The 20,269-nt window shown below is 67.2% G+C and carries 23 protein-coding genes, 2 tRNA genes and 1 pseudogene; 11 read left to right on the top strand and 15 right to left on the bottom strand.

Annotation, left to right across the window (positions count from 1 at the left end):
* A pseudogene (locus MAA8898_RS26895) lies at window positions 1–147 on the top strand (IS630-like element ISSpo6 family transposase); the annotation flags it as partial.
* A gap of 19 nt (window positions 148–166) precedes the next feature.
* Here the strand turns inward: MAA8898_RS26895 and MAA8898_RS21605 are convergent.
* Entirely contained in the window at window positions 167–565 is a 399-nt protein-coding gene (locus MAA8898_RS21605; protein ID WP_094023110.1) for a hypothetical protein, read from the bottom strand.
* Between the two features lie 54 nt (window positions 566–619).
* Window positions 620–1,666, bottom strand: coding sequence for an alkane 1-monooxygenase (locus MAA8898_RS21600; RefSeq protein WP_094023109.1), 1,047 nt, complete (start codon window positions 1,664–1,666; stop codon window positions 620–622).
* Between the two features lie 163 nt (window positions 1,667–1,829).
* Between MAA8898_RS21600 and MAA8898_RS21595 the strand changes: the two genes are divergently transcribed.
* From MAA8898_RS21595 to MAA8898_RS21580, 4 genes are all read left to right on the top strand, one after another.
* On the top strand, window positions 1,830–3,515 hold the full coding sequence (locus MAA8898_RS21595) for an NAD(P)H-dependent oxidoreductase subunit E (RefSeq protein WP_094023108.1): 1,686 nt from the start codon (window positions 1,830–1,832) through the stop codon (window positions 3,513–3,515).
* A 92-nt stretch (window positions 3,516–3,607) separates the two neighbouring features.
* The gene (ftsY, locus tag MAA8898_RS21590) at window positions 3,608–4,756 is read left to right on the top strand and encodes a signal recognition particle-docking protein FtsY (RefSeq protein WP_094023107.1); all 1,149 of its coding nucleotides are present in this window, start codon (window positions 3,608–3,610) and stop codon (window positions 4,754–4,756) included.
* Between the two features lie 82 nt (window positions 4,757–4,838).
* Window positions 4,839–5,741, top strand: coding sequence for an EamA family transporter (locus tag MAA8898_RS21585; protein WP_094023106.1), 903 nt, complete (start codon window positions 4,839–4,841; stop codon window positions 5,739–5,741).
* A 36-nt stretch (window positions 5,742–5,777) separates the two neighbouring features.
* Window positions 5,778–6,383 (top strand): inner membrane-spanning protein YciB, encoded by a 606-nt coding sequence (locus MAA8898_RS21580; protein ID WP_094023105.1) that lies wholly within the window; start codon window positions 5,778–5,780, stop codon window positions 6,381–6,383.
* 87 nt (window positions 6,384–6,470) lie between these two features.
* On the opposite strand, the gene MAA8898_RS21575 is transcribed toward MAA8898_RS21580, so the two are convergent.
* Window positions 6,471–6,911 (bottom strand): Lrp/AsnC family transcriptional regulator, encoded by a 441-nt coding sequence (locus MAA8898_RS21575; protein WP_094023104.1) that lies wholly within the window; start codon window positions 6,909–6,911, stop codon window positions 6,471–6,473.
* Window positions 6,912–7,032: 121 nt separating this feature from the next.
* On the opposite strand from MAA8898_RS21575, the gene MAA8898_RS21570 reads away from it, so the two are divergent.
* The 4 genes from MAA8898_RS21570 to MAA8898_RS21555 all read left to right on the top strand — a co-directional run bounded on the left by MAA8898_RS21570 (window position 7,033) and on the right by MAA8898_RS21555 (window position 12,270).
* Window positions 7,033–8,154 carry a type III PLP-dependent enzyme gene (locus tag MAA8898_RS21570; RefSeq protein WP_094023103.1) on the top strand — a complete coding sequence of 374 codons (1,122 nt, stop codon included), beginning with the start codon at window positions 7,033–7,035 and terminating at the stop codon, window positions 8,152–8,154.
* 83 nt (window positions 8,155–8,237) lie between these two features.
* Window positions 8,238–10,538: a xanthine dehydrogenase family protein molybdopterin-binding subunit gene (locus tag MAA8898_RS21565; protein ID WP_094023102.1), complete on the top strand. Its 2,301-nt coding sequence runs from the start codon at window positions 8,238–8,240 to the stop codon at window positions 10,536–10,538.
* On the top strand, window positions 10,516–11,568 hold the full coding sequence (locus tag MAA8898_RS21560; RefSeq protein ID WP_370738637.1) for a T6SS phospholipase effector Tle1-like catalytic domain-containing protein: 1,053 nt from the start codon (window positions 10,516–10,518) through the stop codon (window positions 11,566–11,568). Before MAA8898_RS21565 ends, MAA8898_RS21560 begins: the two co-directional genes overlap by 23 nt.
* A 234-nt stretch (window positions 11,569–11,802) precedes the next feature.
* Window positions 11,803–12,270 (top strand): CoA-binding protein, encoded by a 468-nt coding sequence (locus MAA8898_RS21555; RefSeq protein ID WP_094023116.1) that lies wholly within the window; start codon window positions 11,803–11,805, stop codon window positions 12,268–12,270.
* A 78-nt stretch (window positions 12,271–12,348) separates the two neighbouring features.
* Here MAA8898_RS21555 and MAA8898_RS21550 read toward each other — a convergent pair whose 3' ends face one another.
* From MAA8898_RS21550 to hisA, 5 genes are all read right to left on the bottom strand, one after another.
* Window positions 12,349–12,879, bottom strand: coding sequence for a YcxB family protein (locus MAA8898_RS21550; protein WP_094023100.1), 531 nt, complete (start codon window positions 12,877–12,879; stop codon window positions 12,349–12,351).
* Window positions 12,876–13,190 carry a phosphoribosyl-ATP diphosphatase gene (locus tag MAA8898_RS21545; RefSeq protein ID WP_094023099.1) on the bottom strand — a complete coding sequence of 105 codons (315 nt, stop codon included), beginning with the start codon at window positions 13,188–13,190 and terminating at the stop codon, window positions 12,876–12,878. Before MAA8898_RS21545 ends, MAA8898_RS21550 begins: the two co-directional genes overlap by 4 nt.
* 11 nt (window positions 13,191–13,201) lie before the next feature.
* Window positions 13,202–13,609: a hypothetical protein gene (locus MAA8898_RS21540; protein ID WP_094023098.1), complete on the bottom strand. Its 408-nt coding sequence runs from the start codon at window positions 13,607–13,609 to the stop codon at window positions 13,202–13,204.
* On the bottom strand, window positions 13,606–14,364 hold the full coding sequence (hisF, locus tag MAA8898_RS21535) for an imidazole glycerol phosphate synthase subunit HisF (RefSeq protein WP_094023115.1): 759 nt from the start codon (window positions 14,362–14,364) through the stop codon (window positions 13,606–13,608). The genes MAA8898_RS21540 and hisF overlap by 4 nt, the downstream gene beginning before the upstream one ends.
* 120 nt (window positions 14,365–14,484) lie before the next feature.
* On the bottom strand, window positions 14,485–15,207 hold the full coding sequence (gene hisA, locus MAA8898_RS21530) for a 1-(5-phosphoribosyl)-5-[(5-phosphoribosylamino)methylideneamino]imidazole-4-carboxamide isomerase (protein ID WP_094023097.1): 723 nt from the start codon (window positions 15,205–15,207) through the stop codon (window positions 14,485–14,487).
* 150 nt (window positions 15,208–15,357) lie between these two features.
* Here hisA and MAA8898_RS21525 point away from each other — a divergent pair, with 150 nt between their 5' ends.
* Window positions 15,358–15,738, top strand: a complete 381-nt coding sequence (locus MAA8898_RS21525; RefSeq protein WP_094023096.1) for a DUF2147 domain-containing protein — start codon at window positions 15,358–15,360, stop codon at window positions 15,736–15,738.
* A 115-nt stretch (window positions 15,739–15,853) separates the two neighbouring features.
* Window positions 15,854–16,249: a DUF2147 domain-containing protein gene (locus tag MAA8898_RS21520; protein ID WP_245853539.1), complete on the top strand. Its 396-nt coding sequence runs from the start codon at window positions 15,854–15,856 to the stop codon at window positions 16,247–16,249.
* A 60-nt stretch (window positions 16,250–16,309) separates the two neighbouring features.
* Here MAA8898_RS21520 and hisH read toward each other — a convergent pair whose 3' ends face one another.
* From hisH to MAA8898_RS21485, 7 genes are all read right to left on the bottom strand, one after another.
* Window positions 16,310–16,945 carry an imidazole glycerol phosphate synthase subunit HisH gene (gene hisH / locus MAA8898_RS21515; RefSeq protein ID WP_094023094.1) on the bottom strand — a complete coding sequence of 212 codons (636 nt, stop codon included), beginning with the start codon at window positions 16,943–16,945 and terminating at the stop codon, window positions 16,310–16,312.
* A gap of 1 nt (window position 16,946) precedes the next feature.
* Complete coding sequence (gene hisB, locus MAA8898_RS21510) at window positions 16,947–17,534, bottom strand: imidazoleglycerol-phosphate dehydratase HisB (protein WP_094023093.1); 588 nt, start codon at window positions 17,532–17,534, stop codon at window positions 16,947–16,949.
* A gap of 161 nt (window positions 17,535–17,695) precedes the next feature.
* Window positions 17,696–18,796, bottom strand: coding sequence for a COG3904 family protein (locus MAA8898_RS21505; protein WP_094023092.1), 1,101 nt, complete (start codon window positions 18,794–18,796; stop codon window positions 17,696–17,698).
* A 76-nt stretch (window positions 18,797–18,872) separates the two neighbouring features.
* Window positions 18,873–18,947 (bottom strand) — tRNA-Gly (locus tag MAA8898_RS21500).
* A gap of 69 nt (window positions 18,948–19,016) precedes the next feature.
* Window positions 19,017–19,091, bottom strand: a tRNA-Gly gene (locus MAA8898_RS21495).
* Between the two features lie 90 nt (window positions 19,092–19,181).
* Window positions 19,182–19,562 carry a VOC family protein gene (locus MAA8898_RS21490; RefSeq protein WP_094023091.1) on the bottom strand — a complete coding sequence of 127 codons (381 nt, stop codon included), beginning with the start codon at window positions 19,560–19,562 and terminating at the stop codon, window positions 19,182–19,184.
* On the bottom strand, window positions 19,559–20,203 hold the full coding sequence (locus tag MAA8898_RS21485) for a DUF2314 domain-containing protein (protein WP_094023090.1): 645 nt from the start codon (window positions 20,201–20,203) through the stop codon (window positions 19,559–19,561). Before MAA8898_RS21485 ends, MAA8898_RS21490 begins: the two co-directional genes overlap by 4 nt.
* Between the last annotated feature and the right edge of the window lie 66 nt (window positions 20,204–20,269).

The following is a 20,269-nucleotide window of genomic DNA, read 5'->3' as shown; positions in this document are numbered from 1 at the left end:
GCCTTCTCTAAGCTCAAGGCCCAACTCAGACGGATCGGCGCGAGGACATTCACCGAAATGTTCAAAGCAATCGGTCATGTCTGCGACCTCTACTCGGAGCAAGAATGTTGGAACTACTTCAAGGCTGCTGGATATGTCTCAGGTTAAAGGCGTGACGCTTTAGGCTTCAGACGCCTACGTCGGGGCCGTAGCAGAGCATCGGATCGTCGTTCTGCTGCGCCTCATAAAGGACGGTGCTGGCGGGGTCGTTCTCGAAAACCGCGCGCAGGCGGGCGCCCTCCCTGAAAAAGCTCCAGCACTGCGGCTCTGGATTGTCCTCGTAGACAAAGCAGATCTGGCCGGCTTCCTCGTACCAGAAGCCCTCCTTGCACTTGCCGTCGAGGAAGGACCAGCGCACCTGCCGGTCGGGCAGGTATTCCTCGACCCCGTAGGCATCGCCGTTGAGGCCAAAGTACAGCGTCTTGCCGGTCACGTAGTTTTCGAAATCGGCGGCCGACATGGGCTCGGCCGCCAGCGCGGGCAGGGTGGTCAGGCAGGTCAGGGCGAAGGCGAGGATGCGTTTCATGGCGCGAGCCTGCCAGAATCGCCGCCGCCCCGGAAGTCAGGTATTCATGAATGGTTAACCATAGGCGGGGTCTGGCCTGCGCTTGACCTGCGGTTTCGGCGCCTCGCTCCAGCGCCGGGCGCGGTGGTCCATCAACCGCCGCCAGAACGGCGGCACCAGCGCGATGACCGCCATCACCGGCAAAGGTTGCGGCAGCATCGGCATGGTCTCGCGGTCCAGGTCCAGCCCGGGATAGGGACGTGCGGGGTGGGCGTGATGGTCCGAGTGGCGCGGCGCGTTCAGCATCAGGGCCGCGGTGAAGTCGTGCGGCGCGTTCCAGCTGTGCTGGGGGCCGATCGGCTCAAGCCTGCCGGGGGAGGTTTCCCTCCGGTGCAGCCCGTAGTGCTGCACGTAGTCCGACAGCAGAAGTTGCGCCTGCGCATAGGCCGAGAGGCCCAGCAGCGCCAGGATGCCGCCGGGGCCGGCGATCAGCGCCGCCAGCGCCAGCGACAGCGCCGCGCCCGCAGCATAGACCGTGTAGGGGTGCAGGCCCGCGCCCTTGCGCAGGCGCGATTCGGCGGCGTAGCCCGCCCGCAGGCAGCCGCCCCAGGCGCGCAGCGCAAAGGCGTAATAGGAGTCGCCCAGCCGCGCCGAGTTCGGATCGCGCGCCGTCGCCGCGTGGACATGGTGCACCCGCACGTGCGCCGAGGCATGGTGGCCAAAGAGGATCGAACAGTAGACCGCGATCCCCAGCCGCCGCAGGGGCCGGGCCGAGCGGTGGATCAACTCATGCGCATTGGCGTTGCCGACCTGGCCGATGAATAGGGAAAGCGCAATGAATATCAGTATCTTGTCGAGCGTCATTGCGTCAGAGGCCGCCAGCGTCCAGACCCCGCCATACAACAAGGGGAAATGCACCAGGGCCAGCGAAACGGACAGCCCGGTGCCGGCCGGGAACTCCTGCCCCGGATGGTCCGGCGCGGCCAGCGCCGCGATCCGGTCCATGAACCAGGCAAAGACCGTGATGTAGCCCAGCGCAAGCGCCGGAAACGGCCCGCCGAACAGCATCGCCGCCGCGAGGAGTAAGACCATTCCATGCGTTGCCAATGTGAACCGCAGCATGAATGCTCCCTTACAGCCCGGAGTTTAACATATCGGAACTTTCGGTTCCCGATGCGACGAAACCGGGCGGTTTTCTGGGCGCAGCGACGCGGGAATGCGTCGTTTTTCAATCCCGGCGCCCGGAGGAACGGATATATGGTGCGGCGAGCAGGAGGAGACAGGCATGGCACTCGACGAACGCAAGGGCGTGTGGAAATCGGGCAAGGGCAAGGGGCGGCGCACGCCGAAGGGCCGGCAGGTCGAGGACCAGGCCTGGGCCGAGGTCCGCGCCCTGCTGGGCGACCGGCGGCGCAACCGCGACCTGCTGATCGAATTCCTGCACCTGATCCAGGACGCGCATGGCCACCTGTCGGCCGCGCACCTGCGCGCGCTGGCCGAGGAAATGCGCCTTTCGATGGCCGAAGTCTATGAAGTGGCCAGCTTTTACGCGCATTTCGACATCGTCCGCGAAGGTGAGACACCGCCCCCCGCGTTGACCATCCGGGTCTGCGATTCGCTGTCATGCGAACTGGCCGGCGCCGAGCAGCTGCGCGCCGCGCTCGAGGACGGCATGGACCCGGTCAAGGTGCGCGTCCTGCGCGCGCCCTGCATGGGCCGCTGCGACACCGCGCCGGTGCTGGAACTGGGCCACAACCACATCGACCATGCGACGGTCGACAAGGTCAAGGCAGCCATAGAGGCCGACGATACCCACGCACATCTCCCGCAATACCAGGGGTTTGACGCCTATTCTTCGGACGGCGGCTATGCCACGCTCAAGGATCTGCGCGCCAATGGCGACTGGGAGGCGGTGCAGGAAACCGTGCTGTCCTCGGGTCTGCGCGGATTGGGCGGCGCGGGCTTCCCCTCCGGCCGGAAATGGGGGTTTGTCCGTGCCAATCCCGGACCGCGCTACTTGGCCGTGAACGGTGACGAGGGTGAGCCGGGCACCTTCAAGGACCGCTTTTACCTTGAGCGCGAACCGCATGTTTTCCTTGAGGGAATGCTGATCGCCGCCTGGGCGGTGGAGGCTGAGCGCTGCTACATCTACATGCGCGACGAATACCCCGCCGTGCTGGAGATCCTGCGCCGCGAGATCGCCGCGCTCGAGGCCGCCGGGATCGTCGCGCCGGGTTACGTGGACCTGCGCCGCGGCGCGGGGGCCTACATCTGCGGCGAGGAAAGCGCGATGATCGAATCGATCGAGGGCAAGCGCGGCCTGCCGCGCCACCGTCCGCCCTATGTCGCGCAGGTCGGCCTGTTTGGCCGACCGACCCTGGTCCACAACGTCGAGACGCTGCACTGGGTGTCGAAGATCTGCCGCGAAGGCCCTGAAATCTTGTCGGGAATCGAAAAGAACGGCCGCAAGGGCCTGCGCTCCTACTCGGTCTCGGGCCGGGTGGCAAAACCGGGCGTCTACCTGCTGCCGGCAGGCTCGACCATCCTCGACATCATCGCGGCGGCGGGCGGCATGGCCGAAGGGCACGCCTTCAAGGCCTACCAGCCCGGCGGGCCGTCCTCGGGGCTGCTGCCGGCGTCGATGGACGACATTCCGCTCGACTTCGACACGCTGCAGCCGCATGGCTCCTTCATCGGATCGGCCGCCGTTGTTGTGCTGTCGGACAAGGACCGAGCCCGTGATGCTGCGCTGAACATGCTGCGTTTCTTCGAGGACGAAAGCTGTGGCCAGTGTACCCCTTGCCGGGTCGGCTGCGAGAAGGCGGTCAAGCTGATGAGCGCGGAGCACTGGAACACCGGCCTGCTCGAGGAACTCTGCCAGGCCATGGCCGATGCCTCGATCTGTGGCCTGGGCCAGGCCGCGCCGAACCCGATCCGCCTGACGATGAAGCATTTCGCCGACGAGATATGACACCCTCCGCGCGGGTCGCTCCGGCCCGCGCGGTCTTTCAATGCGCGCGTTGCCGTATTAGGTGAGGGAAACGCAACGATCAGGCGGGCCCCATGTCCTTTTTCGGCAAGCTGAAGAACCGGTTGTTCAAGTCCTCGTCGAAGCTCGACGAGGGGCTGGATGCCATCGTGCAGGACGGCGGCGAGGCGGCTCCGGCGGAACCGGCCGTCGCGACACCTCCTGCACCGACGCCGCAGCCCGCGCCCGCACCGAAACCCCAGCCGCCACAGCCTGAACCGGCACCGCAACCCGCGCCCGCCGTGCCGGATACCCCCGCACCGACCGCCGCACCGGACGAGCCGAAGCGCCCCGGCAGTTTCCTCGGTCGCCTCATGGGCCGGCCCGAGACTGCCGCGCCCGTCGTCCGCCGCGTGCTGGACGACGATATGCTGGAACAGCTCGAGGAACTGCTGATCGCCTCGGACATGGGTGTCGACACCGCGCTGCGGGTGACAGCCAACATCGCCGAGGGGCGCTATGGCAAGCGGCTCTCGGTCGAGGAGATCAAGCAGGCGCTGGCCACCGAGATCGCCCGTATCATGGAGCCGGTCGCGCGCCCGCTGCCGCTCTATGCCAAGAAACCGCAGGTGGTTCTGGTGGTGGGGGTCAACGGCTCGGGCAAGACCACGACCATCGGCAAGCTCGCGAGCCAGTTCAAGGCCGCGGGCAAGAAGGTGGTGATCGCCGCCGGGGACACCTTTCGCGCGGCCGCCGTCGAACAGCTGCAAGTCTGGGGCGAGCGTGCCGGCGTGCCGGTGATGACCGCGGCGCAAGGCTCGGACCCCGCCAGCCTGGCCTTCGACGCGATGACCCGCGCCCAGGCCGAGGGCGCGGACCTGTTGATGATCGACACCGCCGGGCGGCTGCAGAACCGCGCCGACCTGATGGAGGAACTGGCCAAGATCGTCCGCGTGATCCGCAAGAAGGACCCCGACGCGCCGCACAATACGCTGCTGGTGCTGGATGCCACCACCGGCCAGAACGCGCTGAGCCAGGTCGAGACCTTTCGCAAGCTGGCCGATGTCTCGGGCCTTGTGATGACCAAGCTGGACGGCACCGCCAAGGGCGGCGTTCTGGTGGCTCTGGCCGACAAGTTCGGCCTGCCGATCCACGCCATCGGCGTCGGCGAACAGATCGACGACCTCGCGCCGTTTGACCCCGAGGAATTCGCCGCCGCTCTGACCGGCCTCGCCATCGAATGATCCCGCCCCGGGCATCTTTGGTCCGGAAATATCCCGGGGGAGGCGCCCGCAGGGCGACGGGGGCAGCGCGCCCCGCCACCGCATGAGCCAGTGGCTGCTGTCGCTCGAAGGGACCGAGGCCGGCCACCAGGCGGCGCTGGCGCTGGCGCTGCTGGCGGCCTTTTTGCACGCGGTCTTTGGCGCGCTGCAGAAGGGCCGGCACGACCCCTGGCTGACCCGCGGCGCGATCGACAGCTGGCTGGTCCTGCTCAGCTTTCCGATGCTCTTCCTCGTGCCGGTCCCCGAGCCGCATATGTGGCCGATATTCGCCGGCGCCATCGTCATCCACTTTGCCTACAAGGTGATGCAGGCCATGGCCTACACGCGCGGCGCCTACACCGTGGTCTACCCGGTGGTGCGCGGCACCGGGCCGCTGTTCGCCGTCATCGGCGCCTGGCTGATCTTTGGCGAGACCTTCACGCCGACACAGGTCTTTGGCCTCGGCGTGTTGCTGGCGGGCATCTTCGGGCTGGCGGTCTACAACCTTGTCTTTCTGGAAACCGCGCGCGACACGCTGCGCCCGGCGCTGGCTTACGCGGTGGTGACCGGGGTCTTTGTCGCGCTCTACACCACCTATGACGCCTACGGCATCCGCGCGACGGCGGATCCTTTTACCTTTCTCGCCTGGTTCTTCTTTCTGACCGCCTTCGATTTTCCGCTGCTGCTGGGGCTGACGTCGCTCCGGCACCGGCTGAGCGGCATGCCGCTGCGGCCGCTGCTGTTGCGGGGCATGCTGGGGGCGGTGATTGCCTACGGCTCCTTCGGGTCGGTCATGCTGGCAACACGGCTGGACAAGGTCGGCGAGGCGGCGGTGCTGCGTGAGACCTCGACCGTGTTTGCCGCGCTGATCGGTTGGCTGGTGCTGCGCGAAACGGTGGGGCCGAGGCGCATCACGCTGATGTGCCTGATCGCCCTGGGTGCGGTGATCGTTGAGCTTGGCGGCTGAAGCGCCTAAGTGAGACAAAACGCGACAGGAGACGACATGGAACAGCGGCAGGTCAACCCGATGGTCAAGACGGGGCTGGAGTTCGGCCCGATCCTGGCCTTCTTCGTCGCCTATCTCTGGCTGAAGGACCGGGTGTTTACCTTTGGAGGCACCGATTACGAGGGATTCATCGTGGTCACCGCCGGCTTTATCCCGGTGTTCCTGGTCTGCATGGGCCTGTTGTGGAAGCTGACCGGCCATCTCAGCCGGATGCAGATCGTGACGGCGGTGCTGATCGTGGTCTTTGGCGGGCTCAGCGTCTGGCTGAACGACGACCGTTTCTTCAAGATGAAACCGACGCTGATCTACCTGCTGTTCGCCACGGCGCTGGCCATCGGGCTGATGCGCGGCGAAAGCTGGCTGAAGCTGGTGATGGAAGGGCTGGTGCCGCTGGAGCCGGAAGGCTGGATGATCCTGACCCGGCGGATCATGGCCTTTTTCTTTGGGCTGGCGGTGCTGAACGAAGTGATCTGGCGCACGATGGACACCGAGACCTGGGTCTATTTCAAGACCTTCGGCCTGACCGCCGCGATCTTTGTCTTCTTCATGTTCCAGGGCGGTCTGTTCAAGAAATACGGCCCGCAGGAAGACAAGGACGCCTGACGCCGGGGTACGCCGTTTGGCGCTCTTCGTCGTCTGCGGCGCCGATATCGCCCCGCCCACCGTCCCCGGAACGCACCTGTCGGCGCGTCAGGCGCCGCGATCGATCTTGGTGCTGAGGTGGATCAGGCTTTCGGAGCTGTTCACGCCCTTGGCCTCGCCGATCTGGTCGAGCGCGCGGTCCAGTTGCTCGGTCGTGCCGGTGCTGAGCTGCACGATCAGGTCGAAGCGCCCCGAGGTGGTGTGCACCGACTCGACCGCCGGGATCGCCTTGAGCCGCGAAAGAACGGTGGCGGTGGCGCGCGGCTCGACCGAGATCAGCACCGTGGCGCGCAGCGCGGGCCGCAGACCCGGCCCGCGTTTCAGCGTGTAACCGGCGATCACCCCACGCGATTCGAGCCTTTCGAGCCGCGCCTGCACGGTGGTGCGCGCCAGCCCCAGCATGCGGGCCAGATCGGCCACCGGCAGGCGGGCGTTTTCGGACAGGGCGGCGATCAGGGCGCGGTCGGTTTCGTCGATCTGTTGGTTCATGTCGTCATTCTGGCGAATATTGCTGTGCACATCGTCCAGAATGACGGCAGACTGACTCATCCACAAGCCTCATATTTGATCTCACGCGACCCCTCGAACAGGCGAACAGGAGACGACAGGCATGGTGCTGCAGCAGGCATTTCACAGTGATCCCGCACGGTGGCTGGCGCGTGAGCAGCCGGACGAGCCGGTGTTCTTCTTCGATCCGCGCCGGCTGCACGCCGCCGCGCGCGAGTTCATCGACGGGTTCCCGGGGGAAGTGACCTACGCGGTCAAGGCCAACCCCGATCCTTCGGTGATCGAGGGGCTGGTCGCGGCGGGCATGCAGGCCTTCGACGTGGCCTCGCCCGACGAGATGGCGCTGGTGCGCAGCGTCGCGCCCAAGGCGCGCCTGCACTACCACAACCCGGTGCGCTCGCGCGCCGAGATCGCGGCCGCACGCGCCTTTGGCATCACCTCCTGGTCGGTCGACCGGATGGCGGAACTGGACAAGCTGGGCCCGATCGAGGGCGTCGAGATCGCCGTGCGGCTGAAGCTGCCGGTGGCGGGCGCGGTCTATGACTTCGGATCGAAATTCGGCGCGTCGCCCGACGCGGCCGAGGCGCTGTTGCGCGCGGTGGCCGCGCGTGGCGGCCTGCCGTCGATGACCTTTCACCCCGGCACCCAGTGCCGTTCGGGTGCCGCCTGGGCCGCCTATATCCGCGCCTGCGGCGAGATCGCGGCGCGTGCCGGCGTCACCCTGCACCGCCTGAACGTCGGCGGCGGTTTCCCGGCCTTCCGCGAGGCCCCCGCGCCCGATCTTCCCGCCCTGTTCGAAACGATCCGCCATGCGGCGGACGAAGCTTTTGACGGCACTCCTCCGGCGCTGGTCTGCGAACCGGGCCGGGCCATGGTGGCCGAGGCGTTTGAACTGGGCCTGCAGGTCAAGGCGCGCGATGGCGACGCGATCTTCCTGAATGATGGCATCTACGGCGGCCTCAGCGAATGGCGCGACCTCGGCCCCTCGACCCGGATCACCGCGCTGGCCACGGACGGCACCCCGCTGCGCGGCGAGATTCGCGCCACGGCGGTGTTTGGCCCGACCTGCGACAGCCTCGACCGGCTGTCGGACCGGGTGGACCTGCCGTGTGACCTGGCCGAGGGCGATTTCCTGCTGTTCCAGGCCTGCGGCGCCTATTCCACCGCGCTGGTCACCCGGTTCAACGGCTACGGCGTGCGGCGGATCGTGACGCTGATGCGCTAGGGCCGTCTCTCCCTCGCGCTCTGGACACCGGGGCAGGGCAGTCTAATGTCCGCCCCAGAGGCACAAGCGCGAGGAAGAGTTCCATGGACAAGTTCGGCAAGAGCCAGCCCGTCAAGCGGATCGAGGATGTGCGGTTCCTGACCGGCCATGGCCGCTATGTCGATGATATCGCGCCCGAGAATGCGCTGCGGGCCTTTGTGCTGCGCTCGCCCGTGGCGCATGGCGAGATCACCCACCTGGACGTCAGCGCAGCGCGAGAGGCCGAAGGTGTCCACCTGGTCGTGACCGCCGAGGATCTGCGCGCCGCCGGCATCGACACCGGCATGGCGCACAACCGCGCGCCCAACCGCGACGGCACCAAGGGGGCCGCGCCCAAGCGTCCGGTGCTGGCCGAGGGGCGCGTGCGCTTTGTGGGCGAGGCGATGGCCGTTGTCGTGGCCGAGACACTGGAACAGGCGCGCAACGCCGCCGAGATGATCGAGTTCGATTTCAAGGACCTGCCGGTGGCGATGGGCCTGGAGGCCGGCGGCCCGACGATCCACCCCGAGGCGCCGGACAACCGAGGCTACGACTACGCCATCGGTGACGAAGCCGCGACCGACGCCGCCTTTGCCAAGGCCGCCAGGACCGTCAAGCTGGAGATCGGCGACAACCGGATCATCGTGAACTCGATGGAGCCGCGCGGCGCCTATGCCGAGTGGACAGAGGACGGCCGCCTGCACCTGTCATTCGGCGGGCAGGGCGTCTGGGCGATGAAGGACGAACTGGCGCGGACCTACGGCATGGACCGCGAGCAGATCCGCATCACCAACCCGGATGTCGGCGGCGGTTTCGGCATGAAGGGCTTTCCCTACCCGGAATACTTCGTGCTGCCCCATGCGGCAAAGGTGACCGGGCGGCCGGTGCGCTGGATGTCGGACCGCACCGAAGCGATGCTGTCGGACAACGGCGGGCGCGATCTGACCACCACCGCCGAGCTGGCCTTTGACGCCGATCACCGCATCCTGGGCTACCGGCTGCACACGCGGTCCAACCTGGGCGCCTACAACGGCCATTTCGGGCAGATGATCCAGTCGCACCTGTTTGCCCGCGTGCTGACGGGGACCTACGACATCAAGACGGCGTATTACCGGGCCGAAGGGTTCTACACCAACACCGTGGTGGTGGACGCCTATCGCGGCGCCGGTCGCCCCGAGGCGATCTACGTGCTCGAGCGGATCATGGACCGCGCCGCGCGCGAGCTGGGCGTCGACCCGCTGGAGTTGCGCCGCATCAACTTCATCAAGCCCGACCAGTTCCCCTACAAGACCGTCACCGGCGAAAGCTATGACGTGGGCGATTTTGCCCGCGTTCTGGCCCATGCAGAGCGGTCGTCGGACATCGCGGGCTTTGCCGCGCGCAAATCGGCGTCCGAAGCGCAGGGCAAACTGCGCGGGTTGGGGATTTGTTATTACATCGAGTCCATCCTTGGGCAGCCACATGAGGATGTGAAGGTGGAATTTACCGAGGACGGCGGCGCACGGATCTACGTCGGCACCCAGTCGAACGGGCAGGGGCACGAGACGGTGTTCCGCCAGTTCCTGGCCGACCAGACCGGCATCCCCGCCGAGCGGATCGAGGTGGTGCAGGGCGACAGCGACCTGATCGCCTCGGGCGGCGGCACCGGCGGGTCGCGTTCGGTCACGGTGCAGGCCAACGTGACGCTGGCGGCGGTGGCCGAGATCATCGCCGGCTTTTCCGAGTTCCTGGCCGGCGAGATGGGGGTCGAGCCATCGCAGGTGAGCTTTGATGACGAGCGGTTCCGCGCGGAAGGCTCCAACCTGACGCCGACGATGCTGGAGGCCGCGCGGATGGCCCGTGACAAGGGCCGCGCCGACCTTCTGGTCTGGCTCCGGACCGAGGCGCTGCCGGGCCGGTCCTATCCCAACGGCTGCCATGTCGCCGAGGTCGAGATCGACCCGGAAACCGGCGAGGTGGTCTGCGACCGCTTTCACGTGGTCGACGATTTCGGCAACCTCATCAACCCGATGCTGGCCGAGGGGCAGGTGCATGGCGGGGTGGTGCAGGGCATCGGCCAGGCGATCGCCGAACGGGTGGTCTACGACGAGGACGGGCAGCTGCTCACGGCCTCGTTCATGGACTACGCCGTGCCGCGGGCCGATTCTGTGCCCATGATTCATTTCGAGACCGAGCCTGTGCCGTCGACCTCCAACCCCATGGGGATGAAGGGCTGCGGCGAGGCCGGGACCGTGGGGGCTCTGGCGGCGGTGTCCAACGCGGTGCAGGACGCGCTTTGGGCGCATGGGATCAGGCAAGTGGACATGCCCTTCACGCCGGCGCGCGTATGGGCCATGCTGGAAGGTGATGCAATCGCGGCTGAATGACATCGTTCTTGGCTGGCTCCGGCGGCGGCCCGCGGCGGAACACTCCGCCATTGCGCGTCGTCGGGGTCCGGTCGACCATGTCATCATTCTTGACGGCACCATGTCTGCGTTGCAGGGCGCGCAGCAGACCAACGCGGGCCGCACCTACCTGTTGCTGCGCGAGGCCGGGCACGCCTCGGTCTATTACGAGGCGGGCGTGCAATGGACGGACTGGCGCACCACGCCGGACGTGGCGCTGGGCCGGGGCATCAACCGGCAGATTCGCCGCGCCTATGGCTATCTCGCTTCGCGCTACCACGAGGGCGACCGCATCTTCCTGATGGGCTATTCGCGCGGCGCCTATGCCGTGCGGTCGCTGGCGGGGATCATCGACATGGTGGGGCTGTTGCAGGCGCGGTTCGCGACCGAGCGCAACATCCGCCAGATCTATCGTCTTTACCAGTATGATCCGCACGGCGCCGCGGCGCGCAGCTTTGCCCGGCAGCACTGCCTGCCGGAGGCGCCGATCGAGATGGTGGGCGTCTGGGACACCGTCAAGGCGCTGGGCGTGCGGCTGCCGGTGCTCTGGCGGCTGACCGAGCCGTCGCACGAGTTCCACAACCATGCGCTGGGCCCGTCGATCCGACACGGGTTTCACGCACTGGCGCATGACGAAACGCGCGCCGCCTTTGCCCCGGTGATGTGGAATTGCCCGCCCGGATGGGCCGGCAAGGTCGAGCAGGTCTGGTTCCGCGGCACCCATGGCGACATCGGCGGGCAACTGGGCGGCTACGAGGCGGCACGTCCGCTGGCCAATATCCCGCTGGTCTGGATGCTGGGCAACCTCGAGGGCTGCGGTGTCCATCTGCCGGAGGGCTGGCGCGCGCGCTTTCCCTGCGATCCCGAGGCGCCCTCGGTGGGGACCTGGATGGGCATCGGCAAGCTGTTTGTGCTGCGCCAGGCGCGGGTGGTGGGCCGGGATCCGTCGGAACAGCTGCACCCCAGCCTGGCGCGCAGCCTGGCCACGGGCCTGTCCGCGGCGGTGGGCTGACAGCGTTATGCGCGGGCCGGAATGCGTCGCGGGATGCCCGAGATGGAAACGTCAAGAAAAATGTTCACAGTTTCTTTACAGGGCTTCAATCTGTGTCATTTACGCCTATCTCATGATCAGGATCGCGGGATCGGAACCCCCGCGAGACCTTCACTGTCCCTCGTTCCGTGACTTGCGCCCGGGTTCTTGCCCGGGCGCTTTTTCTTTGCACCAAGCCGGTATATGGATGCGGACATGCGTTACACCGATGCCCATCTCAAGACGATCCTGACCCGCACGCGCAAGATCGCGGTGGTGGGTGTGTCGATGAACCCCGTGCGGCCCAGCTACTACGTGGCGCGCTACCTGTCGCTCAAGGGCTTCACGGTGATCCCGGTGAACCCCGGCCATGCCGGCGAGACCCTGTTCGGCCAGACGGTCCGGGCGGGTCTGACGGAGTGCCCGAAGGACGTGGACATGGTCGACATCTTCCGCCGGTCCGAGCATGTGCCGCCGATCGTGGCCGAGGCGCTGGAGGTGTTTCCGGCGCTCAAGACGGTCTGGATGCAGATCGGGGTGGAAAATGATGAGGCCGCGGCGCTGGCCGAGGCGCGCGGCGTCGACGTGATCATGAACCGCTGCCCCAAGATCGAGTACCAGCGCCTGTTCGGCGAGCTGCGCATGGCCGGGTTCAACACCGGAATCATCTCTTCGAAACTCTGACGTGGCGGGCCGGACGGACGCTGTTTCGCGCGTGCCGCGCGAAAGGCGCCCCGCCCGCCGTCCCGCCTTGCGTCGCTCTCAGGCGGCGCGGGCGGCCTCAAGCCAGCCCTTGGCCTGGCGCAGCACCTCGGCGCGGTGTGCGGCATCGCGGAAGGATTCGGGCGGCAGCACCAGGTACTCCATGGGTCCGGTCAGCAGCAGCACACCTTCGGGATCGTCCACCACGTCGAGGAAGGCCGGCCATTTCATCTGCGCGTGACTCAGCTCTCCGGTGACGGTCACGCCCTCGGGCGCGAGGTGGTAGGTCATCGCGGTGCGCCGCACCGGTGCATCCCGCACCGCCGTCATGGCGTGGCGCTGGCGCCAGCGGGTCAGCAGGATGACGCAGCCCAGGAACAGCGCGAAGGGCAGGTAGCTGGCCGCGCGGGGCAGCCTGATGCCCGCCAGCAGGTCGAGCGCGGGGATCGCCACCTGGCACAGGACCAGCCCCAGTGCCGCCAGCAGCACGCCCCAGCGCATCAGCCAGGGTTGGTGCCGCCGGCGCAACCGGCCGCAGATCCGCCCGTGGTTCAGCCCGCGCAGCGAGCCTTCCAGCGTGTAGCCGGTCACTCTGCCGTCCTCCCGGCCTTTTCTGCGAGACCGGAACTGGCGGTGCGGCGGTCCAGTTCGGCCATGACCTCGGCCACAGTCACCTCGCGCGAGCGCAGCATGACCAGAAGATGAAACAGCACGTCCGCCACCTCGCTCACCAGTTTCTCGCGGTCGTTCTTCACCGCTTCGATGATGGCCTCGATCGCCTCTTCGCCGAACTTCTCGGCGGCTTTCTCGGGGCCCTTGGCCAGCAGCTTGGCGGTCCAGCTTTCGTCCGGAGAGGCGGCTGCGCGGGCCGCGACGATGGTTTCCAGCTCTTCGAGGGTCATGGCGGGTCCTTTCAAAGGCGACTGTCGCCGCTCAGGATGGTGTCGAGAAGGTCGAAGACCTGCGCCTCCATCGGGGTGCCCAGCACCTGCGCGCGGTCAAGCGGGCTGAACACGGGGCGCGCCTCGGCCCTGTCCTTTTCCGGCCAGTCGAGCAGGTTCGGCCCGTCGGGCGTGATCCCGATCCTGAGGCCCCAGCGTTCGGCCGGGCCGGCGCTGTCGCTCCAGTCGCCCAGGTAGATGCGGACCAGCGGCAGGTGGTCCGGTTCGCCCATGGTCGCGCCGACGGTGTACCATCCGGCCGACAGCGCGCCGACCTCGAGGTAGCCGGTGACGATGGTGGTGGGTGCGCCGCAGCATCGGCATGTGCCCTGCTCGGTCTCGCCCTCGCGCAGGGTGATATCCGCCGCGTCGGCGATCACAGCCGGACGGGGATGCCGGCGGCCGCCATGTGCGCCTTGGCCTCGCCGATGGTGAAGGTGCCGAAGTGAAAGATCGAGGCCGCCAGCACCGCCGAGGCATGGCCCTCGGTCACGCCTTCGACGAGGTGGTCCAGCGTGCCGACGCCGCCGGAGGCGATGACGGGAATGTTCACCGCGTCCGCGATGGCGCGGGTCAGCGGCAGGTTGAACCCCGCCTTGGTGCCGTCGCGGTCCATCGAGGTCAGCAGGATCTCCCCGGCGCCCTTGGCAGCCATGGTGACGGCGAATTCCACCGCGTCGATGCCGGTGGGCTTGCGCCCGCCGTGGGTGAAGATCTCCCACTTGCCGGGGGACACGGTCTTGGCGTCGATGGCGCAGACGATGCACTGGCTGCCGAACTGGTCGGCGGCCTCGGCCACCACGTCCGGGTTGGCCACGGCGGCGGAGTTGAAGCTGACCTTGTCGGCCCCGGCCAGCAGCAGCGCGCGGACATCACCCACCGTGCGCACGCCGCCCCCCACCGTCAGCGGGATGAAGCACTGTTCGGCGGTGCGGGTCACCACGTCGAACATGGTGCCGCGGTTCTCATGCGTGGCGTGGATGTCGAGAAAGCAGATCTCGTCGGCGCCGGCGGCGTCATAGGCGCGGGCGGCGTCCACCGGGTCGCCGGCATCGCGCAGGTCGACAAAGTTGACGCCCTTGACCACGCGGCCGTCGGCCACGTCGAGGCAGGGGATGATGCGGGTCTTGAGCATGGGCCTGCCGTAGCGCGAAAAAGCGGTGTTGGAAAGGGGCGGATGCGCGGCAGCTGGCGCTGTGCCCATGGCGCATTCATCGCGGCCTGTCCGGTGCCCCAGGGGCCGAAGGGCGGCCGCTCAGGTCCGCAGGACTTCCAGCGCCTCCTTCAGATCAATCGCCCCGTCATACAGCGCGCGGCCGGAAATGGCGCCGTTCAGCGCCGCGCCGCAGTCGCGCAGCGCGATCAGGTCCTTGATCGAAGACACGCCGCCCGAGGCGATGACCGGGATCGTCACCGCGCGGGCCAGCGCCGCGGTCGCCTCGACGTTGGGGCCCATCATGGCGCCGTCGCGGTTGATGTCGGTGTAGATGATCGCCGCGACGCCATCGTCTTCGAAACTGCGCGCCAGGTCCACCGCGTCGACCTGCGTGACCTCGGCCCAGCCCTTGGTGGCCACGCGGCCGACGCGGGCGTCGATGCCCACCGCCACCTGGCCGGGAAAGGCGCGGGCGGCCTCGCGCACCAGGTCCGGCTGTTCGACCGCCACGGTGCCCAGGATGACCCGTGCGAGGCCCTTGGACAGCCACATCTCGATGGTCGCCATGTCGCGGATGCCGCCGCCCAGCTGGGCGGGGGTCCTGGTCTGGCGCAGGATCGACTCGACCGCCGCAGCGTTGACCGGCGCACCGGCGAAAGCGCCGTTCAGGTCGACCAGGTGCAGCCACTCGCAGCCCTGAGCCACGAATTCCAGCGCCTGTGCGGCCGGATCGTCGTTGAAGACCGTCGCCTTGTCCATGTCGCCGCGCAGCAGGCGCACCGCCTTTCCGTCTTTCAGGTCGATCGCGGGATACAGGATCATTTTCGCTGCCCTTCCAGTCTTTTGCCGCGACTTAGTATGACGCAACGAAAGACGCAAGGCGACCTCGCGTCAGGCTTGCCCGTCTCTGTGGCCAGACGGAAGGATCATGGCGTCTGACAGGAGGAGGACACCTTGGACAATAACGGACTGATGGCCGGACTGGCCGCGCTGATGCTGGCCCTTGCGGGCCCTGCCGCCGCCGCCGACCCGGTGGAAGGCATCTGGAAGACAGAGCCGGACGACGGCGCCTATGCGCATGTGACGATGGCGCCCTGCGGGCCGAAGATCTGCGGCGTGATCGCACGCAGCTTCAACGCGGGCGGCGAATTCGCCTCGCCGAACCAGGGCAAGACGCTGGTGATCGGGATGGAGCCCAGGGGCGACGGCACCTACAGCGGCAAGGTCTGGCGGCCGTCGAACGGCAAGACCTACATTGGCAAGATGACCCTCAACGGCAACAGCCTGAAATTGCAGGGCTGTGTCGCGGGTGGGCTGATCTGCTCCAGCCAGACCTGGACCCGGGTTCCCTGAGCCGTGCCGGCGGGACAGGGTTATTTTCGGCGAGGGCAGGGCAGCCACTTTCATTTGCCAAATATACTCCCACGTGAGGACGAGTTTCATCTCTCGCCCACGCGGTTGCACGCAAATGAAACGCTTTCTCCTGCTCCCGTTGATGTTTGTTGTCGGGTTTGCCATGTCGGCCGCGGCTGCTGACCCCATGGTCGGCCTGTGGAAGACGCCGCCCGACCGAAAGAACCTGTCCAGTCATATCCGCGTCGACCCTTGCGGCGTGGCCCTGTGCGGCACGGTGTTCAAAGCCTTCGACCCGCAGGGGCGCGAGGTCAAGACACCGAACGTCGGCAAACTCCTGTTCTGGGACTTGAAGCCCAGCGGAGGCGGCGCCTATGGCGGCGGCAAGGTCCGCGTGCCCCTGCTGAACGTGACAGCCTCGGCCAAGGCGCAGTTGACCGGCAATTCGTTGCGCGTCACGGGGTGCAAGGCCGGGGTTTGCGACGGGCAGACCTGGGCTCGGTTGAACTGACCCAGCGGCTGGGCGTGTCGGACGATGCGCCCGGCGCCGGACAGGGGGCAGAGCGGGGTATCAGGGTCGCCAGTTGAGGAAATTGGCGATCATGCGCAGCCCTGCGGCCGCGCTTTTTTCCGGGTGGAATTGCAGGCCCAGCATGTTGTCGCGCCCGACGATGGCGGTCACGTCGCCGGCATAGTCCACATGCGCGACACGCTGCGCCGGATCGGACAGCCGCATCTGGTAGGAATGCACGAAATAGGCGTGATCGCCTGTGGCGATGCCTTCCAGTACCGGATGCGGGCGGTCGATCACCAGGTCGTTCCAGCCCATGTGCGGCACCTTCAGCGCCTTGTCGGCGGGGGCGATCAGCGCCACCTCGCCGTCGATCCAGCCCAGGCCGGGCGTCTCGCGGTATTCATGCCCGACGCGGGCCATCAGCTGCATGCCGACGCAGATGCCCAGGAACGGCCGCCCCTTGCGCTCGACCGCCTCGACCATCGCCTCGAAACAGCCAGATGCCCGCAGCGCTTCGGCGCAGGCCGGAAAGGCGCCATCGCCGGGCAGCACGATGCGGTCGGCGGCGGCGACGACCTCGGGGTCGTCGGTCACACGCACCGCGCCCGCGCCGGTCTCGGCCGCCATCTTCTGAAAGGCCTTCTCGGCCGAATGCAGGTTGCCGCTCTCGTAGTCGATGATCGCCGTCAGCATGTCAGAGCGCGCCCTTGGTCGACGGCACGGCGTCGGCCTTGCGCGGGTCCACCTCCAGCGCGTCGCGCAGGGCGCGGGCCACCGCCTTGAAGGCGGCTTCGGCGATGTGGTGGCTGTTGACCCCGTGCAGCATGTCCACGTGCAGGGTGATCCCGCCATGGGTGCTGAAGGCCTGGAAGAATTCGCGCACCAGCTCGGTGTCGAATGTGCCGATCTTCTGCGTCGGCAGGTCGACGTTCCAGACGAGGTACGGCCGCGCCGACAGGTCCAGCGCCGCGCGCACCAGCGCATCGTCCATCGGCAGGAGGCACGATCCGTAGCGCACGATGCCGCGCTTGTCGCCCATGGCCCGGGTCAGCGCCTGGCCCAGCGTGATGCCCACGTCCTCGACCGTGTGGTGATCGTCGATGTGCAGGTCACCCTTGGCCCGCACCGTCATGTCGATCAGCGCGTGGCGCGACAGCTGGTCCAGCATGTGGTCGAAAAAGCCGACGCCGGTGGCGTTGTCGTAGATGCCGGTGCCGTCGAGGTTCACCTCGACGGTGATCTCGGTTTCGGCGGTCTTGCGGGTGATCGTGGCGGTGCGCATGGTTTTTCCCTTGAACTCGGGCCCTTCTAGGCCGTGCCTTGCCGGAGGCCAAGTGGGGCCGGACGGGAATTCCGGTCTTGTGCGCAACCCGCCACTGTTGGCGGCGCGCAGGCGTGCGGCAGGGCGACAGCCAAAGAGGTGTCAGCGGTTCAGCCGCGGGCTCACTCGGTGATACAGGCCCTCGACAAGACGTTCAGCGTGTTGGCGTCCGGGAAATTGCCCCCTGCCCAATAGAGGCCGGTCGCCATCCGCAATTGCGTTGTGACGAAACGGTATTCGTGTCCCGCGTGTTCGCGGATGTCGACGGGCAGCCTTACGGCCAGGCGCAGGTCGCGGCCATTGCTCTGCTCGGCAAGAATGTCCGACTTCGCCATTGCGACCTGCTCTCCGGCGATGCGGATGTGCATGTCGTTGTACATGATCTCGTCGTGTTCGTAGGGCGCAAAGTCCAGCCCGGCCGAGGCACCGGGATCTGACAGGGCATTCAACCTGGTGACGGTCAGGATCCACTGGTCGGGTGTCCCGCGGCAATGCATCTGTATATAGCGCTCGACCCGGCGGGCATCGTCATGATGGGTCCATTCCACGGCGAGGCCATCGGCGACGATCCGCGGCACCGCCGGGCCCTGCGACCGCGTGGTGACAAGCCGCAGCTCGCTCAGCTCCTGCGCCGAAAAGAAATACATCTCGTCCTCGGACGCGGTGCTCGCCAGCGACAGAACGCGCGGGTCGACGCCCATGTCCTGAACATAGATCAGGAGTTGACCCATGATCTGTTGCGTCGCGGCCGAGGGGATCTCGTTGCCTTCGCGGGTGTAGAAGCGGTGCATGCCGATCCTGCCGGGCAGCGGGACAAAGACATTGGCGTCGGGTTCGTCGATCCTGCGGGCTTCGCCGCCCATGAAGGCGAAGGCACAGGCGCTCTCGCAGCTGCCTTCGATCACCTTGCTGAAGGTGCCGTAATCGTCCTTTACAGTCTGGCCGACACCGGTCAGGTGGCCGCGTTCGCGCAGCAACCGGCCCAGGCGCAGCGCGGTTCCCAACTCTCCCCCCGGGGAATCGAAAACCACCAGGCGGGCGAATTTTCCGTCCATGAACCGGGTGAAGTCGTCCGGAGTCGAGGCGACGATCTCGCCCTCGGCAACGACCCATGCGCATTCCTCGCAATTGCCGCCATTGCCGGCAAGGCGGAAGGTCATCGGCTCGGCAAGGGCGGGGGACGCGAACAGCAGAAAAAACAGGGCGCGGGCAAGGGGTTTCACAATGGGCCTCCGATCTCGGAAATACCCGGAAGGCTAGCCAGCGCTGGTCGACCTGTAAATGGCAGAGAGGAAAAGATGGAGCGGGCGAGGCGATTCGAACGCCCGACCCTAACCTTGGCAAGGTTATGCTCTACCCCTGAGCTACGCCCGCATATCCATCTTGTCGTTTTGGATCCTGCGTAGCACCCGGGGAAAGTGCGGCATCCTGGATCCGACCATCTGGAGCGGGCGAGGCGATTCGAACGCCCGACCCTAACCTTGGCAAGGTTATGCTCTACCCCTGAGCTACGCCCGCGTGCCAGATGGTGACGGCGGAATTAGCCTCTTGCGCGGGCGGGTGCAAGAGGAAATTTGGGACCGCGCCCGGGTTTTGCCATGCCGCCCCTCAGCCGGGCTGGATCAGGTCCCAGCGGTTGCCAAAGGGATCGCGGAACACCGCGACGGTGCCGTAGGCTTCGTGGCGCGGGGCCTCTTCGAAGACGACTCCGGCGGCGGAAAAGGCGGCGTGGTCGCGGGTAAAATCGTCGGTGTGCAGGAACAGCCAGACCCGCCCGCCGCCCTGGTTGCCGATGGCGTCCCGTTGCGCGCCCTGCGCCTCGGCCAGCAGGAACTGCGTCTGTGCGCCCCTGGGCGCCACCCGGACCCAGCGTTTGCCGTCCTGCGGGCTGTCCTCGATCAGGTCAAAGCCCGGCCGGCCGACGAAAAAGGCCAGCCCTTCGGCGTAGGTGGGCACCAGGATGGAGACCAGCGCGAGGTGCAGGCTCATTGCCAGATCAGCGGCACGGGGCGCGCCACCATCAGGGCGCGGATCTGACCGGCCAGCGGCTCCGCAATATCCTTCAACCGGGCGCGGGTGATGAAGTAGCCGTAATAGCGGCCGTCCTCGGCCTGCACCGCCCAGTCGGCCACCTGCGGGTTGAGAAAGGCGATGGGCGACCGCAGCCGCAGGCCCGGCATGTAACGCGGGTGGCTGGCCAGCGTCCCGGCGTAGCCCTTGCCATCGCGGCGGATGTTGTCGACCCAGACGAATTCGATCTGCTTGTCCGGGTCGGCCACCCGGACCGCGACGTAGAGCGCGAGCGAGGGCGAGAACCAGCCGTTGCGCTTTTCGGTCGCGGCCAGCGCGGCGGGCAGCGAGTCGCGCGCCGCAAGAAAGGCACGATGCAGCGCCGGGTCGCCAAAGCGGACCTTGAGCATGTCGACCTCGGCGGGGGGCGGGGCGTCGCGCGGCACGATGATGACCGGGCCGGGGTGATCGTAGATCCGCGCCAGCGCCTCCTGCCGGGCGTCCTCCTGCACTTCGCGCCGCAGCTCTTCGGACAGGCGGTCGAGGTCATCCGCGCCAAACGCAAACGTGGCAGCGAAGCCAGACAGGCACAGCACGGCGATGACCCGTCGAAGGAGCATCAGGGAATCCTTCCCGAAATCGGAAACAGCAGCAGGGGCACTGTAACCGGTTCAGGCGCGCCCGGC

The organism is Antarctobacter aquimaris (assembly GCF_900184945.1).
In the GTDB taxonomy this organism is placed as follows: domain Bacteria; phylum Pseudomonadota; class Alphaproteobacteria; order Rhodobacterales; family Rhodobacteraceae; genus Maliponia; species Maliponia aquimaris.
Note: the sequence above shows the minus strand (reverse complement) of the source record. Positions and strands in the feature narration are given on the sequence as shown.

What these genes read in the sequence shown, in the direction of transcription:
- MAA8898_RS21490 (WP_094023091.1), bottom strand. Translation starts at nt 19,562, where the DNA reads ATGAGCCTGCACCTCGCGCTGGTCTCCATCCTGGTGCCCACCTACGCC.
- MAA8898_RS21570 (WP_094023103.1), top strand. Translation starts at nt 7,033, where the DNA reads ATGGTGCTGCAGCAGGCATTTCACAGTGATCCCGCACGGTGGCTGGCG.
- hisF (WP_094023115.1), bottom strand. Translation starts at nt 14,364, where the DNA reads ATGCTCAAGACCCGCATCATCCCCTGCCTCGACGTGGCCGACGGCCGC.
- MAA8898_RS21485 (WP_094023090.1), bottom strand. Translation starts at nt 20,203, where the DNA reads ATGCTCCTTCGACGGGTCATCGCCGTGCTGTGCCTGTCTGGCTTCGCT.
- MAA8898_RS21545 (WP_094023099.1), bottom strand. Translation starts at nt 13,190, where the DNA reads ATGACCCTCGAAGAGCTGGAAACCATCGTCGCGGCCCGCGCAGCCGCC.
- hisH (WP_094023094.1), bottom strand. Translation starts at nt 16,945, where the DNA reads ATGCTGACGGCGATCATCGACTACGAGAGCGGCAACCTGCATTCGGCC.
- MAA8898_RS21585 (WP_094023106.1), top strand. Translation starts at nt 4,839, where the DNA reads ATGAGCCAGTGGCTGCTGTCGCTCGAAGGGACCGAGGCCGGCCACCAG.
- MAA8898_RS21555 (WP_094023116.1), top strand. Translation starts at nt 11,803, where the DNA reads ATGCGTTACACCGATGCCCATCTCAAGACGATCCTGACCCGCACGCGC.
- hisA (WP_094023097.1), bottom strand. Translation starts at nt 15,207, where the DNA reads ATGATCCTGTATCCCGCGATCGACCTGAAAGACGGAAAGGCGGTGCGC.
- MAA8898_RS21520 (WP_245853539.1), top strand. Translation starts at nt 15,854, where the DNA reads ATGAAACGCTTTCTCCTGCTCCCGTTGATGTTTGTTGTCGGGTTTGCC.
- MAA8898_RS21595 (WP_094023108.1), top strand. Translation starts at nt 1,830, where the DNA reads ATGGCACTCGACGAACGCAAGGGCGTGTGGAAATCGGGCAAGGGCAAG.
- MAA8898_RS21525 (WP_094023096.1), top strand. Translation starts at nt 15,358, where the DNA reads ATGGCCGGACTGGCCGCGCTGATGCTGGCCCTTGCGGGCCCTGCCGCC.
- MAA8898_RS21580 (WP_094023105.1), top strand. Translation starts at nt 5,778, where the DNA reads ATGGAACAGCGGCAGGTCAACCCGATGGTCAAGACGGGGCTGGAGTTC.
- MAA8898_RS21600 (WP_094023109.1), bottom strand. Translation starts at nt 1,666, where the DNA reads ATGCTGCGGTTCACATTGGCAACGCATGGAATGGTCTTACTCCTCGCG.
- MAA8898_RS21565 (WP_094023102.1), top strand. Translation starts at nt 8,238, where the DNA reads ATGGACAAGTTCGGCAAGAGCCAGCCCGTCAAGCGGATCGAGGATGTG.
- MAA8898_RS21575 (WP_094023104.1), bottom strand. Translation starts at nt 6,911, where the DNA reads ATGAACCAACAGATCGACGAAACCGACCGCGCCCTGATCGCCGCCCTG.
- hisB (WP_094023093.1), bottom strand. Translation starts at nt 17,534, where the DNA reads ATGCGCACCGCCACGATCACCCGCAAGACCGCCGAAACCGAGATCACC.
- ftsY (WP_094023107.1), top strand. Translation starts at nt 3,608, where the DNA reads ATGTCCTTTTTCGGCAAGCTGAAGAACCGGTTGTTCAAGTCCTCGTCG.
- MAA8898_RS21605 (WP_094023110.1), bottom strand. Translation starts at nt 565, where the DNA reads ATGAAACGCATCCTCGCCTTCGCCCTGACCTGCCTGACCACCCTGCCC.